The 15,122-nt window shown below is 71.9% G+C and carries 11 protein-coding genes; 3 read left to right on the forward strand and 8 right to left on the reverse strand.

Annotation, left to right across the window (positions count from 1 at the left end; genetic code table 11):
* Window positions 1-1,070 precede the first annotated feature (1,070 nt).
* Both ABD946_RS36010 and ABD946_RS36015 read left to right on the forward strand, forming a co-directional pair.
* Window positions 1,071-2,960 carry a flavin monoamine oxidase family protein gene (locus ABD946_RS36010; RefSeq protein ID WP_345289902.1) on the forward strand — a complete coding sequence of 630 codons (1,890 nt, stop codon included), beginning with the start codon at window positions 1,071-1,073 and terminating at the stop codon, window positions 2,958-2,960.
* A gap of 170 nt (window positions 2,961-3,130) precedes the next feature.
* Window positions 3,131-3,646 carry a hypothetical protein gene (locus ABD946_RS36015; protein WP_345289903.1) on the forward strand — a complete coding sequence of 172 codons (516 nt, stop codon included), beginning with the start codon at window positions 3,131-3,133 and terminating at the stop codon, window positions 3,644-3,646.
* A 41-nt stretch (window positions 3,647-3,687) separates the two neighbouring features.
* Here ABD946_RS36015 and ABD946_RS36020 read toward each other — a convergent pair whose 3' ends face one another.
* Window positions 3,688-4,080, reverse strand: coding sequence for a hypothetical protein (locus ABD946_RS36020; protein WP_345289905.1), 393 nt, complete (start codon window positions 4,078-4,080; stop codon window positions 3,688-3,690).
* 171 nt (window positions 4,081-4,251) lie between these two features.
* On the opposite strand from ABD946_RS36020, the gene ABD946_RS36025 reads away from it, so the two are divergent.
* The gene (locus tag ABD946_RS36025; protein WP_345289906.1) at window positions 4,252-4,818 is read left to right on the forward strand and encodes a hypothetical protein; all 567 of its coding nucleotides are present in this window, start codon (window positions 4,252-4,254) and stop codon (window positions 4,816-4,818) included.
* A gap of 78 nt (window positions 4,819-4,896) precedes the next feature.
* Here ABD946_RS36025 and ABD946_RS36030 read toward each other — a convergent pair whose 3' ends face one another.
* From ABD946_RS36030 to ABD946_RS36060, 7 genes are all read right to left on the reverse strand, one after another.
* Entirely contained in the window at window positions 4,897-6,657 is a 1,761-nt protein-coding gene (locus ABD946_RS36030) for a glycoside hydrolase family 16 protein (protein WP_345289907.1), read from the reverse strand.
* 158 nt (window positions 6,658-6,815) lie between these two features.
* Complete coding sequence (locus ABD946_RS36035; RefSeq protein ID WP_345289908.1) at window positions 6,816-7,580, reverse strand: bestrophin-like domain; 765 nt, start codon at window positions 7,578-7,580, stop codon at window positions 6,816-6,818.
* Between the two features lie 100 nt (window positions 7,581-7,680).
* Window positions 7,681-8,463 (reverse strand): SGNH/GDSL hydrolase family protein, encoded by a 783-nt coding sequence (locus ABD946_RS36040; RefSeq protein ID WP_345289909.1) that lies wholly within the window; start codon window positions 8,461-8,463, stop codon window positions 7,681-7,683.
* 70 nt (window positions 8,464-8,533) lie between these two features.
* Entirely contained in the window at window positions 8,534-9,748 is a 1,215-nt protein-coding gene (locus tag ABD946_RS36045; protein ID WP_345289910.1) for a mannosyltransferase family protein, read from the reverse strand.
* A gap of 207 nt (window positions 9,749-9,955) precedes the next feature.
* The gene (locus ABD946_RS36050) at window positions 9,956-10,669 is read right to left on the reverse strand and encodes an MIP family channel protein (RefSeq protein ID WP_345289912.1); all 714 of its coding nucleotides are present in this window, start codon (window positions 10,667-10,669) and stop codon (window positions 9,956-9,958) included.
* Between the two features lie 216 nt (window positions 10,670-10,885).
* Window positions 10,886-12,937: a DUF11 domain-containing protein gene (locus tag ABD946_RS36055; protein WP_345289913.1), complete on the reverse strand. Its 2,052-nt coding sequence runs from the start codon at window positions 12,935-12,937 to the stop codon at window positions 10,886-10,888.
* A gap of 50 nt (window positions 12,938-12,987) precedes the next feature.
* A complete protein-coding gene (locus tag ABD946_RS36060; RefSeq protein ID WP_345289914.1) occupies window positions 12,988-15,105 on the reverse strand; it encodes a lectin-like domain-containing protein in 2,118 nt (705 codons plus the stop codon).
* Between the last annotated feature and the right edge of the window lie 17 nt (window positions 15,106-15,122).

Genomic DNA, 15,122 nt, shown 5'->3' on the forward strand with positions numbered 1-15,122 from the left:
GTGCGCGTGTGTGTGTGTGTGGGGTGTGGGGGTGTGTGAGTGTGGGTGTGTGTGAGTGGTGCGGGTGTGGGGTGAGTGTGCGTGGGGAGTGTGTGTGGTGTGTGCGTGTGGGGGGTGGGGTGTGTGGTGTGTGTGGGGTGTGTGTGTGTGGTGTGCGTGTGTGTGGGGGTGTGGGGTGTGTGTGTGTGTGTGGGGGTGTGTGTGGGGTGTGGGGGGGGTGGGGTGGGGTGTGTGTGTGTGGGGCGGTGTGTGTGTGTGGGTGTGTGGGGGTGTGGGGTGTGTGTGGGGGTGTGTGGTGTGTGTGTGGGGGGGGTGTGTGTGGGGTGGGGTGGGGTGGGGTGGGGGGGGGGGGGGTGGGGTGGGGTGGGGTGGGGTGGGGTGTGGGGGGGGTGTGGGGTGGGGTGGGGGTGGGGTGTGGGGTGGGGTGTGTGTGGGGTGTGTGTGGGGTGGTGTGGGGTGGGGGGGGGGGGGTGGGGTGGGGTGGGGTGGGGTGGGGTGGGGTGTGGGGGGTGGGGTGGGGTGGGGTGGGGTGGGGGGGGGGTGGGGTGGGGTGGGGTGTGTGTGGGGGGGGGGTGGGGGGGGTGTGGGGTGGGGTGGGGGGGTGGGGTGTGGTGGGGTGTGTGTGGGGTGGGGGGGGGAGCGGAGGGCAACGTGGCGCAGCGTGTGTGTGTGTGGGGATGCGTGTGGGGCGCGTGAGCCGCGCGCGAAGTGAGTGTGCGGGGCTCCCGCACCACTGCTCAGGCAGCCGACGAGCAGCACCGCCGCCACGGTCGCGCCGCATCGGCGCCGGACTGCGGCCTGGCTGTCGCGGCGCACTTCGGCACCTTCTCGGCAAGCGATCACCCCGCCATGCTTGCCCGACCTCTCCCACGGCCCGGCGCCCCGACGCTCCGAGCAGCGCCAGATTGACTCGATCGGCTCAGACAACTGTTCGCCCACGTCTGAAATGGGCACCCCACAAGGCCTCCGAATCGTCCGTCCCGGGCCCCGCTCCGGCATTCGGATGACAGTGGGTCGCACCGATGCCCGTCTCCCCATCGGCGCACCGAACGAGTGCCACCCTGACGTTCGTGATTTCACGACGAAAGCTTTTTGCCGTCTCCGGCGCCACCCTTGGCGCCGCCGCACTCCCGGCCGTCTCCGCCGCGACCGCAACTGCCGTCGCCCACAAGGCCGGTGACAGAAGTCCGCACACCACCGATCCGGCCCGTTGGGAGGCGGCCCTGGTCATGGCCCGGCGGATCCTGCTCACCGACGAGCACCACGACGACCTGACGCTGCGTTACTTGAAGCTGCTGACCGGACGGACGGCACTGACCCCCGGCCGAAAACGGGACGTGATCGTCGTGGGTGCCGGCGTGGCCGGGATGGTCGCCGCCCGGGTCCTGCTGGCCGCAGGCCACGAGGTCCGGCTGCTGGAGGCGAACCGGAACCGGGTCGGCGGCCGGGTCAAGACCTTCCGCGGCGAGGTCTGGCAGGACCCGAGGCTGCACGCCGAGGCCGGCGCCATGCGGATCCCGTCCAGCCACGTGCTCACCCTGGCACTGGCCGACCATCTCGGTGTCCGGCGCCGGCCGTTCCACCTGGTCGACGTCCCCCCGGCGCCGGACGCCGTCTCCGGGGACAGCCAGGTGGTCTACCGCTCCTGGACGGGTGAGGAGTTCGCCACCGGTGGGCGCCAGGCCTACCGGGCACCGAGGGGGTGCGGAGGCCGGCTGATCCACGTCAACGGGCAGACCGTCACCAAGGCCGCCTACGAGAACGACCCCGGGCCGGTGAACAAGAGCTTCGGCTGGGACAGCGGCAGCACCGCCGCTCAGGCCTTCGACGAGGCACTCGCCGCGGCCCGCTCCTACACCCAGACCCTTGGCAGCGACGGCAGTTGGACCGACAAGCCGATCGACCAGCGGGTCGAGGGCATGGCCCGGCTGCTCTACGAGCTGGACGACTACTCCCTGCTGCGCTATCTCTCCGAGAAGGCGGACTGGGGCGACGCCCAGCTCCAGGCGGTCGGCACCCTGGAGAACTTCACCAGCCGGCTCTCCTACGGCTTCCTCCACACGGCCTTCGACGTCGCCGACATCAACCCGGCCGTGACCTACTTCGAGTTCGAGGACGGGACCGACGCCCTGACCACGGCGCTCGCCGAAGGACTGGACATCGAGCAGGACCGGGTCCTCACCGAACTGACCGTCAGGGACGGCCGGGTCACCGTCGTCACCATGCCGGAGACCGGTTCCGAGGACGAGGCGTGCGAGGGTTCGACCGGCGGTGAAGCGAGGACGTACGAGGCGGACGCCGTGGTGCTCGCCGTCCCGTTCGCCGCCCTGCGCCACGTGGACTTCGAGCCGATCCTGCCCTACGGCAAGCGCCGGGCGATCAACGAACTGAACCACGACACCGCGCACAAGGTCCTGGTGGAGTTCACCGAACGCTGGTGGGAGTGGGACGAGCCCACCTGGCGCGACCGGCTGGGCGCGGACTACCACCCCGCCCCGCACGGCGACGCCGAGCCGGCGGTGGGCGGGGGCTGCGTCTCGGACCAGGCCAGCCGGTTCGTCTACTTCCCCTCGCACCCGAGCGACCACGGCGCACCGGGCGGGGTCGTCCTCGCCGCGTACAACTGGGCCGAGGACGCGCTGCGCTTCGACGCCCTCACCCCGGCCGACCGCCACACCGAGGCGCTCGACCACCTGGCCGACCTGTTCGGCGACCGCATCCGGCGCTACGCCACCGACCGCCACGTCTCGCAGTCCTGGCTCCGCAACCGCTGGGCGCTGGGCGAGGCGGCGATCGAGACCCCGGGGCAGCTGATCAGCCTCGGCCCGCACGTCGCCACCCCGGTGGACGGCCGGATCTACTTCGCGGGGGACCACTGCCAACCGCGCTACCACGCCTGGATCGCGGGCGCGATCGCCTCCGGCGTCGAGGCGGCCGTCCAGCTCAGCGCCGACGCCTGATCCGACGGACCGTCACGGATCCACTCCCTCGGTGGTGGTCGGCTCCGTGGGGAGCCGACCACCACGCGGATCAGGGGCTCGAACGGTCGGCAGGATCGTTTCCTTCGGCTGTTCGGGGGCCTCTGGGCGGCACCGCACCGCCGGCCCGGCCCGTCCCTCGTTGACCGGGCATGACTACCCTCCCCCCACCCGGCACGCTCACCCCGGACCGCACGCAGGGACGGATCGCCGCGTTCGACCTGGTCCTGGCCGTTCTCGCCCAGGACGGCCAGGCGGTCACCACCGTCATCCGCCACCTGCGCACCACCGCCGACCCGGGCCGGTACGCGTACTCCTGTGAGCAGCAGCTGAACGAACTCCTCGCCGACGCACTGACCCAGGTCGGCCTGCTCTCCGGCGGACCGGCCGCCACCGCGCGTCCCCATCATCTCCTCGCCGAGCACCTCGCCCGACCCGGCGTCCTGCACCACCCGCCCGAGACCACGCAGGCCGTGGCCGCCCTCGCCGTCGGCGACCTCGGTCCCATGAGGCGCCTGCACGGCACGCCCGGGCTGCTCGCCCGGGCCGTGGCGATCGTCGGGCTCGGCCTGGCCGTACGGTCGCCGCACTGGTTCAGGGGTCTGCTGCGGGCCGACCGGGAGCAGCTGGTGCTCATTCCGAACGGGCGCAACTCCGAAAGGCCTTGATCCGCCCCGCCACACGGGACGGGCCGCGCCGGCGCCCGACCCTACGACCTCATAGGTACCGGGTCCGCCGGAACTCGGGTTGGCTGGGCACCGACGCCGGGACCGGGGTCCCCCACCGACCCCAACGGAGGCGGCTCCGGCGTCCGGCACTGCCGCGCCGGCGGCAGTGCCGTCCCGTCGAGACTCCGGAGGCCGAACCAGGCCACCAGCAGCGGCAGCAGCGTGCAGCTGACGCCCAGGGCCAGACCGATCACCAAGCCGGTGCTCAGACGGCCGTCGACCGCGTCCCCGACCCGCTGGGACCACCAGCGCGGGACGGTCGCCGCCAGGAGGAAGTAGGCCGCGACCAGGACGGCCAGCGCCACGGTGCCCAGCAGCAGCCGCTTGCCCCAGTCGGGGCCCGTGTCCGGCTCCCCGGCCCGATCGGATCTCATGCGTCGATGCTGGCATCCGCGTGCGCCGCGACGCCTGCCGCACTACTCGGTTCGGGCGAGCGCGCCGTGCCGCGGGGGTTCGGCAGCGGGAACCGGGAGGGACGTCTGTCTACGGTGGACGGGCTTTCGCACACCATTCCGGTGTCGTCCCGTCCCTGGGGAGTTGGTCCGATGATTCGTAGATTGGCGACGGTGGCAGCCGTCTGCTCCGTCCTGGCGACCGCGGTCGCCGCGGCGCCCGCCGCGGCGGCGCCCGACCGGCCGGGGGGTGGCGCGGCGGCTGCCGCGTTCCATCCCGCCGCGCACCACCCGGCGCCCCCGGCCCAGCGGGCCGGGGCGAGTCAGCTCAGCGTTCGCGTCCCCGAACCCCTCCCGGCCAGGGCCGGTGAGAAGACCAGCGTCCGGCCCGTGGTGAAGAACACCGGCGAGGACCGGAGCGCGGCGTTCACCGTGGTGGTCGTCCTCCCCGAGGGCGTGCTCCCCGAGGAGACCCTCCCCGACGACACGTTCTTCCCCGACAACTGCGAGGTGGACGTCCTCACGGTGGTCTGTCACTACCCCAAGGGCCTACTCCCGGGGAACACGGCGGTGGCCATCATTCCGGTCCGGATCGCCGCCAACGCCACCGGCGTCCTCAACGGCGGCATGGCCCTGGTCGGCGAGGACACCGTGCCGGACTCGGTCGACGTCGCGCCCTTCGACATCGCGGTGGCCGACACGGTGCTCACCGACGACTAGCCGCGGGCCGGCCGACACGTCGGCGGGGCGGTGACCCGGTGCCTGACGCCGCGTCACCGCCCCGCCGTCGTCCTGGGCTCAGCGGTAGACCCGGACGTAGTCCGAGGCGAAGCTCACCGTGCCGCCCCTCGGGCCCGGGTGGAAGTCACCGGAGCAGAGTGAGAGGTTCAGGATCAGGTAGGCCGTCCAGTTGGCGCCCACCCCCGCCTTGTCCTCGAAGACCTTCACGTCGTTGACGTACCAGTCCACCGTGTTGGCGCGGTAGTGGGTGCCGATGGTGACCCACTCCCCGGGCTTCACCGCCGAGTCGTCGTTCCAGTACTTCTGGGGCAGGGGCTTGGTCGAGACGACGTGGTTGGTCAGCTCCAGCAGGTTCGGGTTGTCGGGGTGGTACTCGAAGGAGTCGATCTCGTTGCCGCCCTGGTGCCAGGTCCACAGGGCCGGCCAGGCGCCCAGCTCCTTCGGCATCCGGATCCGGGTCTCGGCGTAGTCGCCGGTCTTCACCATGAACCGTTCGGCCGTGTTCTCGGTGGTGATCAGGCCGGTGTCCCAGGCCTTCTTGCCGCTGGGGAGGGTGAAGGTGCTCGCCTGGGCGCTGAAGACGGCCACGCCGTCGGCCACCGCGACCTTCTGCGGGTCGATCCGGTCGAGCTTGTCGTCGTCCGGGTTGTAGGTGCCGTACCGGTAGGCACTGCTGGTCGTCTTGTTCCACTTGGCCGCGGCGACGTCCGCGTCGAACTCCTCGCGCCAGATCAGCTTCTTGTCGGCCACCGGCGCCGCCGGGTCGGCGGTGGAGGAGCCGGTGACGGTGAAGGTCTGCTCGGGCAGGTTCCGCCAGGTGCCGTTCTGCTCCTGGTAGTACCCGAACAGCCGGTAGGTGCCGGCCGGGAACGACCGGGTGCCGGTCTTGATCGTCACGTCCTCGGTGCAGACCTGCTGGTTCGTCACCGCCCCGGGGAAGTCCAGGTTGTTGTCGGCCGCGTCCCGCACCCCGACGCCCATCACCGCCGCCGTGAAGCACTTCGACGCGTGCAGCGTCAGCTGCCCGGCCACCTGCGCGCCGGCCGCCGCGTCACCCGGGGCGGCCCGGTCCAGCGTCACCACCAACGGGGCCGCCGCCACCGTGAAGGTCTGCTCCGGCAGGTTCTTCCAGGCCCCGCTCTGCTCCTGGTAGTAGCCGAACATCCGGTACGTCCCCGCCGGGAAGGACCGCATGCCGGTCTTGACGGTCAGGCCCTGCGGGCAGATCTGCTGGTTCGTCAGGGCGCCCGGGAAGTCCAGGTTGTTGTTGGCCGCGTCCCGCACCCCGATGCCGACCACCGCCGCCGTGAAGCACTTCGAGGCGTCCAACGTCATCTGACCCGCCACCGGTGTGTTCGGCTCCGCGGTCGTCGGCCCCAGCCGGTCCCCCTTCACCACCAGCGGGGGCTCGGCGATGGTGAGCGTCTGCTCCGGCAGGTTCTTCCACCCGCCGCCGAGCTCCTGGTAGTAGCCGAACATCCGGTACGTCCCCGCCGGGAACGACCGCGTGCCCGTGGTGAGCGTCACCCCCTGCGAGCAGATCTGCTGGTTCGTCAGGCCACCGGGGAAGTCCAGGTTGTTGCCCGCGGCGTCGCGGATGCCCACGCCCAGCGAGGCCACCGTGACGCAGGCCGAGGACTTGACCGACAGCTGGGCCGCGACCGGGGTGTTCGGTGCGGCGGTGGTGGGCGTCAACGACACCTGCGTCACCTGCGGCGACGCGGCCGGCCGGGTGGCCGCCGTCGCCACCGGGGCGGCGAGCAGCAGACTGCCGGTGAGCGCGCCGATTCTGACGGCGCGTGGGAACGAACTGAGCACGGGGATCTCCGAACGGACACGGACGGGCGGACGACGAGCGCCCGGGCCGGACCGACCCGGACAAATCGAACGCTAAGTACGGCGCGTACCCACCACAACCGCACGACTCCATCCGGTGACGACCGTCCTGACGTGCCGTCATCCCTCCGCCACGGGCATCACCCCCGTGGCGGAGGGAGCTTGTCGAGGAAGACCTGGAAGGCGGTGGGGGCCACGCGTGTGACGCCGGCGAACGGGTAGTTCATCTCCTTGATGGTGATCAGGGAGACGGCGACCACCGAGGTCAGCGCCAGCGCCATGACGAGGTGGAGGGCACGGTTCGCCACGCCGAAGGCGACGCAGAACCCCACCGTCACCAGGGCCCCGTCGATCAGGGTGATCCAGAGCAGCGGCGGCACCGAGTGCCGGATCTCGTTCAGCCGCTCGCGCCGCCCCGAGGCCAGGTCCTCCAGGTGGGAGAGCGCGTGCTCGTAGAGGGCCTGGCTCCGCGCGTCGGCGGACGGGTTCAGGGCGAAGGTGCCCTCCCGCATGCGGTACAGGACCGCCGTGGTCCGCTCGTCGCTGCGGCGCTCCGCCATCAGCGGCCATTCGACCTCGACGACCCGGTGGGCGTACTCCAGGGTCAGCCGCTCCAGCGGTGCGCCCTGCTCCACGGGCACCTCCCGGGAGATCCAGTACAGGCCGGCCAGCGCGTCGGCCTCCCGGAAGGTGGCCTCGCGGGCCCGGGGGATGTTGTCCCAGACCGCCACCACGACGAAGGCCAGCAGCACCGCGTAGATCGCCGCCACCGCCGCGAACACGAAGCTGGTCACCTCGTTGTAGCGGGCACGGCGCTGGTGCGGAAGGTACCGGTTCACGACGATCACGAGGAGCGCTGCCAGTAGCAGCGCCATCAGGTACAGCCCCAGGTCCACCCGGCTCATGCCGCTGTGGGTACCACCTGGACAGGCTCCGGAGACCGGATGTCCCCCGAACGGCACAAGGTGCTCGCCGGCGCCCGCGGCACCCGGCGGGCACCACCGTTCAGGCCAGGACGAACGCCTGGTTCCGCGCCGGGAGGAGCGGTTCGAGGGAACCGGCCCAGACCTTGGCCATCTTCGCGTAGCCGGTGACGTTCGGGTGGACTCCGTCGCCGAGGTCCGCCGTGGTGAGCGCCGTCGCCATGTCGACGAAGGTGAGCGGGATGCCCTCGCCCGCCAGCTTCTTGGCCACGGCCTGGACGCCCACGTTGTAGGCGTCCACCGGGAGGCGGGGGTTGGCGATGGGGATGATCGAGGCCAGGTGGATCCTCGCCTTGGGTGCCTGCCGGTTCACTTCGCGGACCAGCTTCTCCAACCGCTCCGGAGCACCGGCCGCGAGCCCGAGGCGCATGTCGTTGGTGCCGATGTGCAGGAGGATCTGGTCCGGTGCCGCCTTGGCCACCAGGCTGCCGCGGGTCACGACGGTCTCGAGCTGCTGGATCGTGTACCCGGAGTAGCCCTCGTGCCGCAGCTCGGGGGCGAACGCCGAGGTCTGCGAACCGACGAAGCGGACGTCACGGCTCGGGGCCTGGATGAGCGGCAGCAGCGGCTTCCGGTACCCCGTCCAGTCCCCGCTGCCGCCCCAGCCCGCCGTGATCGAGTCCCCCAAGGGCAGGATCTTCACCAGGGTGGCCGCCCGTGCCGTCCGTTCCGGGCCGCCGTCGGCCGCCGGTGCGGCGTGCGCGACGCCACCCACCATCAGGACGGCGGCGGCACCGGCGAGCAGGCTGGTCACCCGCCGTCGGGACGGGCCGCGACCGCCGTGGCGGTCAGAGGTGTTCTTCATGGATGCTCCGTTCTCTTGCGCGGTGGTGACCGTGCGGGCCGCACGGTCCGCATCGACCCGCACCGGCCGCTCAGCCGCTCCAGCGGCCGGAGAAGAAGGCCAGGGCGACCACGGTGGACAGCGGGGCGACGACGGTCAGGTAGCCGGTGGTGAACCGCGGCGAGGCGAGGCTGCGCTTGGCCAGCACGATCCAGAGCGGCCACCACAGGAGGGTGGCGCGCGGGACGGACATGTACCAGAAGGAGCTCGCCAGCGCGGCCAGGTTGAGCAGGACGTAGACCGCCTCGGCCCACCGGCGACGGGCCGTCAGCACGGCCAGCAGGAGCAGACCGGCCACCGCCGCGCACAGCTCCAGCTGGAACTCGGCGGCGAAGCTGATGGGCTGCGTGTGGCTGAACGCGCTGTTCCAGGTGTGCTGCCAGGTCTCCCAGGGAGCGTAGAACTCCCTTCCCCAGCCCTTCTGTTGGGCGTGGGTCCAGGCCGACCAGTCCCCGGTGCGGGTGTAGAGGTACCAGTGGAAGTGGGCCACCGGCAGGAACGGGAACAGGAACCACAGGCCCTCGCACCACTGGCGCCACGTCGCCCGTCGGGCCCGGCCCGCCACCACGAACTGCACCACCAGCGCGGCGACCAGGAAGAGCCCGCTCACCCGGACGGCGGTCGCGAAGGCGGCCAGCAGCGACGCGGCCCCCCAGTCGCCCCGGCGGGCCGCGAGCCAGGCCGGCAGCGCGAAGGCGAGGAAGAGCGACTCCGAGTAGCCGAGCGCCAGGAAGACGGCGCACGGCGAGAGCAGCAGGAGCAGCGCCGCCCGTCGGCCGGCCGCCGCGTCCGCCAGTTCCTGCTCGGCGATGCGCGCCAGGGCCAGAACGGCGACGGCCCCCGCGACGAACGAGACCAGCAGCCCCGCCACGGTCCAGTCCGGCACCACGAAGTGGACCAGGCGCAGGCAGGCCGGGAAGCCGGGGAAGAAGGCCTCCCGGTGGTCCCAGCCGGCCTGCCACGGGCCGGACCGGCCGGGGAAGTAGCCGTTCTTGGCGATGGCGAGGAAGTGCGTCCAGTCCCACCGCTCGAACGGGGTGAGCACTCCGGCCGGGTGCCGCACTCCCCCGTCGGCCGAGAACACCCACCGCGCGCAGTGGGCGAGGGCCCAGAGGCCGATCCGGCTCGCCGCGTAGAGCCAGAGGACGTCACGGTCCCCGGGCCGCAGCCACCGGCTCCGGGTCGCCTCCGGCGACCTGGCGGGGGACGGGATCAGCGCGGTTCGTTCGAGCAGTCCGGTGAGCATCGAGGGCCTTCTGGAGCGGTCGGCAGTGCGCGGCGCCAGCGTACGAACGCCCTCCGCCGATCACGCCGCGCCCCGCGCACGCCCCGCCCACATTCACCTGGGCGCCGCAACCCCTGGGGTGGACGGCGTCACCCGAACGGCCCGGTCCGCACGCGACGACGGGCCGGTGCGTCGGTGACGCACCGGCCCGTGGGAACCCACCGAGGCTCAGACCCGGACGGTGGTCCGCGCCTCGACGGGCAGCCGCTCGGAGTGGGTCAGTTGGTGCACCCCGGCGGCGATGGCGCCGCCGACCAGCGGGGCGAGCAGGAAGAGCCACACCTGGGAGAGCGCCTGCCCCCCGGCGAACAGCGCCGGGCCGAGCGAGCGGGCCGGGTTGACCGAGGTGCCGGTGAGCGGGATGCCGACCAGGTGCACCACGACCAGGGCCAGCCCGATCGGCAGGCCGTCGAAGCCGGTGACGGCGAGCCGGTGGGTCACCGAGAGGACCACGTACACCAGGAGGAAGGTCAGCAGCACCTCGGTGAGGAAGGCGCCGAAGAGGTTGATGTGCACCTCGGAGCGGTCGCCCCAGCCGTTGCTGCCGAGCTTGCCGCTGGTCTGCACCCCGGGTATCTGCTTCGCGAGCAGCAGCACCAGCGCCGCGCCCGCGATCCCGCCGAGGAACTGCGCGATCCAGTAGGAGACGGCGGTCCGACCGTCGATCCGGCGGGCCAGCAGGAAGCCGAGGGTGACCGCCGGATTGACGTGGCAGCCCGAGACGGGACCGATGGAGTAGGCCAGGGCGAGCAGTGTGAAGCCGAACGCCAGCGCGATCCCCACCGTTCCGATCCACTGGCCCGCGACCACCGCCGCACCGACCGCGAACAGCACCAGGACCAGCGTTCCGAGGAACTCGCTGATGAGTGCGCGCTTTTCCATCTGTCACTCCCGAGGTGTAGCCGAACCCCCGCCGACCACCCTCTCGGCTCAATCGGGGGCCCGCATCTCGAACGGACCGGGCTCGAACGGGCGAACGAAGCGGCAGTTCCCAGGCTTGAAGGCCGTCTGACCTGCATGGACGTCCCATGACGCGGAAACCTCCCCCGCCGATCGGCGGGGGAGGTTTCCAGCTGGTCGGCGGGGTGGCCGGGGCCGTCAGGACGGCCGCTTGTCGATCTCCAGGTCGGCCTCCGGGCCCCGGACGGTGTTCCCCGGCGGCCCGGCCGGGTTGCTGGTGTTGTTGTCGGGGGCCGGGTCCTCGGTGGTGGCGGTGGCCTTGGCGATGTTGCGGATGTCGGAGCCGTTGCCGACGTACGCCGGGTCGAGCTGGACGGTGAAGACCCAGCGGTGCGAGGTGCCGGAGGCGATGGCCGCCGGTCCGCAGCTGACGACCCGTCCGGAGGCGGTGCAGCCGTCGGCCGAGGAGACGAAGAGCAGCTGGGCGGGGAGGGTGTCGCCGATCGTGACGCCGAGGGCGTCGGAGGGGCCGTTGTCGGTGGCGGTCACGGCGTACTGGAAGGTCTCGCCGGGGGCGATCGGGGTGGTGGTGACGGTCTCCTTTGCGGTGCTGACGTCGGCCTTGGGCGGGCCGGCCTTGTCACCGGGCAAGCCGGAGGTGGAGCTGTCGTTGTCGGTCCTCGGGTCGATGTTGTCGGCGGTCACCTTGGCACTGTTCTTGATGGTGGTCCCGTCGCCCCGGTACGAGGGGTCGAGCCGGACGGTCAGGACGTACTGCTCGCTCTCGCCGACCTTCAGTGCGGTGGGCCGCTTGCAGGTGACCACCGAGCCGGTCTCGGTGCAGCCGGCCGGGGTGGAGGAGACGTAGCTCAGTTCGGCGGGGAGCTTGTCGGCGAGGGTCACGCCGTACGCGTCCGCCGAGGGGCCGTTGTTGACCACGGTGATCAGGTAGTCGAAGGTCGCGCCGGGGGTCGGTGCCGAGGTGCCGACCGCCTTCTTGGTGACGCCCAGGTCCGCGGTCGGCGGGTTGACCTTGGAGCCGGGCGGGCCGGCCGCGTTGCTGGTGTTGTCGGCAGGCACCGGGTCCTTGGTGGCGGAGGCCACGGTGGCGGTGTTGAGGATGTCCGAGCCGTCCCCCTTGTAGCCGGGGGCGATCTTCACCTTGAGGGTCCAGGTGAGGGAATCCCCCGCCACCAGGGTCGGCTGCGGGCCGCAGTTGACGGTCTGTCCGTTGGCGGTGCAGCCGTCGGGCGAGGAGACGAAGCTCAGCATCGCCGGGAGCTTGTCCGTCGCGGTCACCACGGTGGCGTCGGACGGGCCCTTGTTGGTGGCGGTGATCCGGTAGTCGAAGGTCTCGCCGGGGGCGACGGGGGTGTCGGAGCCCGCCTTCTTCACGGCGCTGAGGTCCGCCGCGGCGCCGCCGAGGCCGCCCGGCAGGTCGGCGGGCTTGCTGGTGTTGTTCCCGGGGACGGGGTCGGCCGCGTCGGACTTGGAGGTGGCGGTGTTCTTCAGGTCGGTGCCGTCGCCCCGGTAGGAGGCGGCCAGCAGGACCTTGATCCTCCAGGCCGTGGCGGCGCCGGCGGCCAGCTTCCTCACCGGCCCGCAGGTCACGTCCTGGCCGGTCGCGGTGCAGCCGTCCGCCGAGGAGACGAAGGTGAGCCCGGTGGGCAGCTTGTCGGTGACCATCGCGTTCGGGGCGTCCGAGGGCCCGTTGTTGGTGGTGGTGATCAGGTACTCGAACTCGGTGCCCGGCACGACCGGCCCGGCGCCCACTCCGGTCTTGGTGGTGGAGAGGTCGGACTTGCGGTCGAACGGACCGTCAGGCCGCACCGGTGCGTTGGTGTTGTTGGTGGTGGCCGGGTCGTGGGCGTCCGAGGCGGTGCTGGCGACGTTGCCGAGGTCCGAGCCGTCGCCCTCGTAGGAGGGGCTCAGCCGGACCACCATGCTCCAGCTCTTGGTCGCGCCGACCGCCAGTTCCGGCGCCGGGCCGCAGGTGACCTTCTGTCCGACCGCGGTGCAGCCGTCGTCGGAGGAGACGAAGGTGATGCCCTCCGGGAGGGTGTCCTTGGCCGTGACGTTCTTGGCCACCGACGGGCCCTTGTTCTTGGTGCTGAGGGTGTAGGTGAAGGTCTCGCCCGGCGCCACGGCCGACGCTGCGGCGGCCGGCCCCAGCGCCAGCAGCGTGCTGAGCACGCCGGCCGTCAGCCGCCGGGTCGGCCACCGGTACGTGGTGGGTCTGGTGGTGTGCATCGGTTCCTGTTCCACGGGTGGGTCAGCGGCGGACGGCCGGTGACGGGTCGTCAGGGGGAGCTCTTGCCGAAGTCCAGGTCCGCCTCCGGGGAACGGACGGTGCCGCCGGGCGGTCCGGCCGGTCTGCTGGTGTTGTTCGGGGTCACGGGGTCGGCGGTGGTCGCGGTGGCCGTCGCGGTGTTGCGGACGTCCGAGCCGTCGCCGCGGTAGCCGGGGTCGAGTCGGACGGTGAAGGTCCACGTCCTGATCGCCCCGGGGGCGAGCGGGTCGGTGCTCGTACAGGTCACGGACTGTCCCGACGAACCGCACCGGTCGGTGGAGGAGACGAACGCCATCGTGCTCGGGAGCAGGTCGAGCGCCTGGAGGCCGACCGCCTGCGAGGGACCGGCGTTGGTGACCGTCACCTTGTAGTCGAAGGTCTCGCCCGGGGCGACCGGGGTGGTGCCGACGGCCTGCTTGGTGACGGACAGGTCCGCCTGGGCTGCCGCCACGCCGCCCGGCGGCCCGGCGGCCGGGCTGGTGTTGTTGGCGGGGACCGGGTCCACGGCGTCCGAGGAGGAGGTCGCGGTGTTGAGGACGTCGCTGCCGTCGCCCGTGTAGGCGGGGTCCAGCCGCACGGTGACGGTCCATGAGACCGCCGCCCCGGAGGCCAGGTTCGCGACGGGGCCGCAGCTGATGCTCCGTCCGTTGGCGGTGCACCCCGGCGAGGAGGAGACGTACACCAGCGGGCTGGGCAGCACGTCCGTCATGGTGGCCCTGGTGGTGTCGGCCGGGCCGCGGTTGGTGGTGGTGATCCGGTAGTCGAAGGTCTGCCCCGGCACGACCGGGCCGGTGCCGAGGGCCGCCTTCCCGGTGGCGATGTCGGCCGGGCCCGCGGTGATCTCCGTGACGGCGGTGGCGGTGTTGTCGGCGGGGTTGAGGTCGGTCCGGTTCGACGGTGCGGTGACGGTGGCGGTGTTGCGCAGGGTGGTCGGGGAAGTCGGGGCCGTGCCGGTGACCGTGTACGTGGCGGTGCCGTTGCGCTTGAGGTCGGCGGTGGTGTCGATCGTGTTGCCGGTGCCGGAGACGGCTCCGCAGGTGCTGCCGGTGGAGGCCACGCAGGTCCAGGACACCGAGGTCAGGCCGGGCACGGTGTCCTGGACCCGGGCGCCGCTGACGTCGTTGGTGCCGTCGTTGGCGGCGGTGACGGTGTAGGTCACCCGGTCGGCTCCGGCTCTCGCGGAACTCGGGGCTCCCGTCTTGGTGATGGAGAGGTTGGCCGGCACGTTGATGGCGAGGTCGGCGACCTCGTGGTTGTTGGTGGCCCCGCCTGTGCCGGCCGAGAAGCCCACCCTGAGCGTGCTGGGGAGCTTCGGCTGGTCGGTGACGGTGTTGATGTCGAAGTCCGTGATCAGCTGGGTCATGGCGGTGTCAGGCCCGCTGTTCGACCAGAGCGAGAGCACCCACTTCGTGCCCTTGGGGAGCAGGGAGAGCCTGATGGTCCGCAGGTTGGCCCGGCTGCCGGTCTCGACCGAACCGCCGGGGCCGTTGGCACTGGTGCCGAAGCGGTAGCCGGTGGTCTTGTTGCCGCCGCCACGCAGCACGATCTTGTTCGCGGCCAGGCCGGGGCCGCTGTTGCCGGTCACGTTGGCCGAGAAGTTGCCGAACTCGTCGATGCCGATCCCCAGGAAGGCCCCGGGCACGCCGTTCGTGCTGCACGAGTTCGCCGTGCCGCTGCACGCGTAGCCCAGGGCCCCACCGAGGGCGCCGGTGCCACGGGCGGCCGCGCCGTCGGCGAGGAAGAAGGCCATGCCGTCGCCGCGCTTGTTGTCGTAGCTGGTTCCGCCCCAACTGGCGTACTGGAACTCGGCGATGATGCCCAGGTCGGCGGGGAAGGAGTCGTTCATCAGCCAGGCGCCGGTCTGGCTGGCGCTGGTGTTGGTGAGGCGCATCCAGCCGTTGTCGAAGGTCACCGCGCCGGTGGTGGTGCCGCTGTTGGTGGCGGAGTCGAAGGGCTCCCGGACGGGGAAGGCCACGGTGGCCCGGTGCACCGTACGGTTCCCCGGGTCGGCGTGACCGGGGGTGCCGACCGTCACGGCGGCTATCAGGCCGAGGCCCAGCACGGCGGCGGCGAGGGCCTTGAACGGACGTGGCCGTCGGCGCCGACGGCGCAGCGGGGAGGGCTGCACGTGTCCTGCCCTTTCGG

The organism is Kitasatospora albolonga (assembly GCF_039535905.1).
Lineage (GTDB): Bacteria > Actinomycetota > Actinomycetes > Streptomycetales > Streptomycetaceae > Kitasatospora > Kitasatospora albolonga.

Excerpts from the sequence above, each read along its gene's own strand:
- ABD946_RS36015 (WP_345289903.1), top strand. The coding sequence starts at position 3,131 with ATGACTACCCTCCCCCCACCCGGCACGCTCACCCCGGACCGCACGCAG.
- ABD946_RS36020 (WP_345289905.1), bottom strand. The coding sequence starts at position 4,080 with ATGAGATCCGATCGGGCCGGGGAGCCGGACACGGGCCCCGACTGGGGC.
- ABD946_RS36025 (WP_345289906.1), top strand. The coding sequence starts at position 4,252 with ATGATTCGTAGATTGGCGACGGTGGCAGCCGTCTGCTCCGTCCTGGCG.
- ABD946_RS36035 (WP_345289908.1), bottom strand. The coding sequence starts at position 7,580 with ATGAGCCGGGTGGACCTGGGGCTGTACCTGATGGCGCTGCTACTGGCA.
- ABD946_RS36040 (WP_345289909.1), bottom strand. The coding sequence starts at position 8,463 with ATGAAGAACACCTCTGACCGCCACGGCGGTCGCGGCCCGTCCCGACGG.
- ABD946_RS36045 (WP_345289910.1), bottom strand. The coding sequence starts at position 9,748 with ATGCTCACCGGACTGCTCGAACGAACCGCGCTGATCCCGTCCCCCGCC.
- ABD946_RS36050 (WP_345289912.1), bottom strand. The coding sequence starts at position 10,669 with ATGGAAAAGCGCGCACTCATCAGCGAGTTCCTCGGAACGCTGGTCCTG.
- ABD946_RS36055 (WP_345289913.1), bottom strand. The coding sequence starts at position 12,937 with ATGCACACCACCAGACCCACCACGTACCGGTGGCCGACCCGGCGGCTG.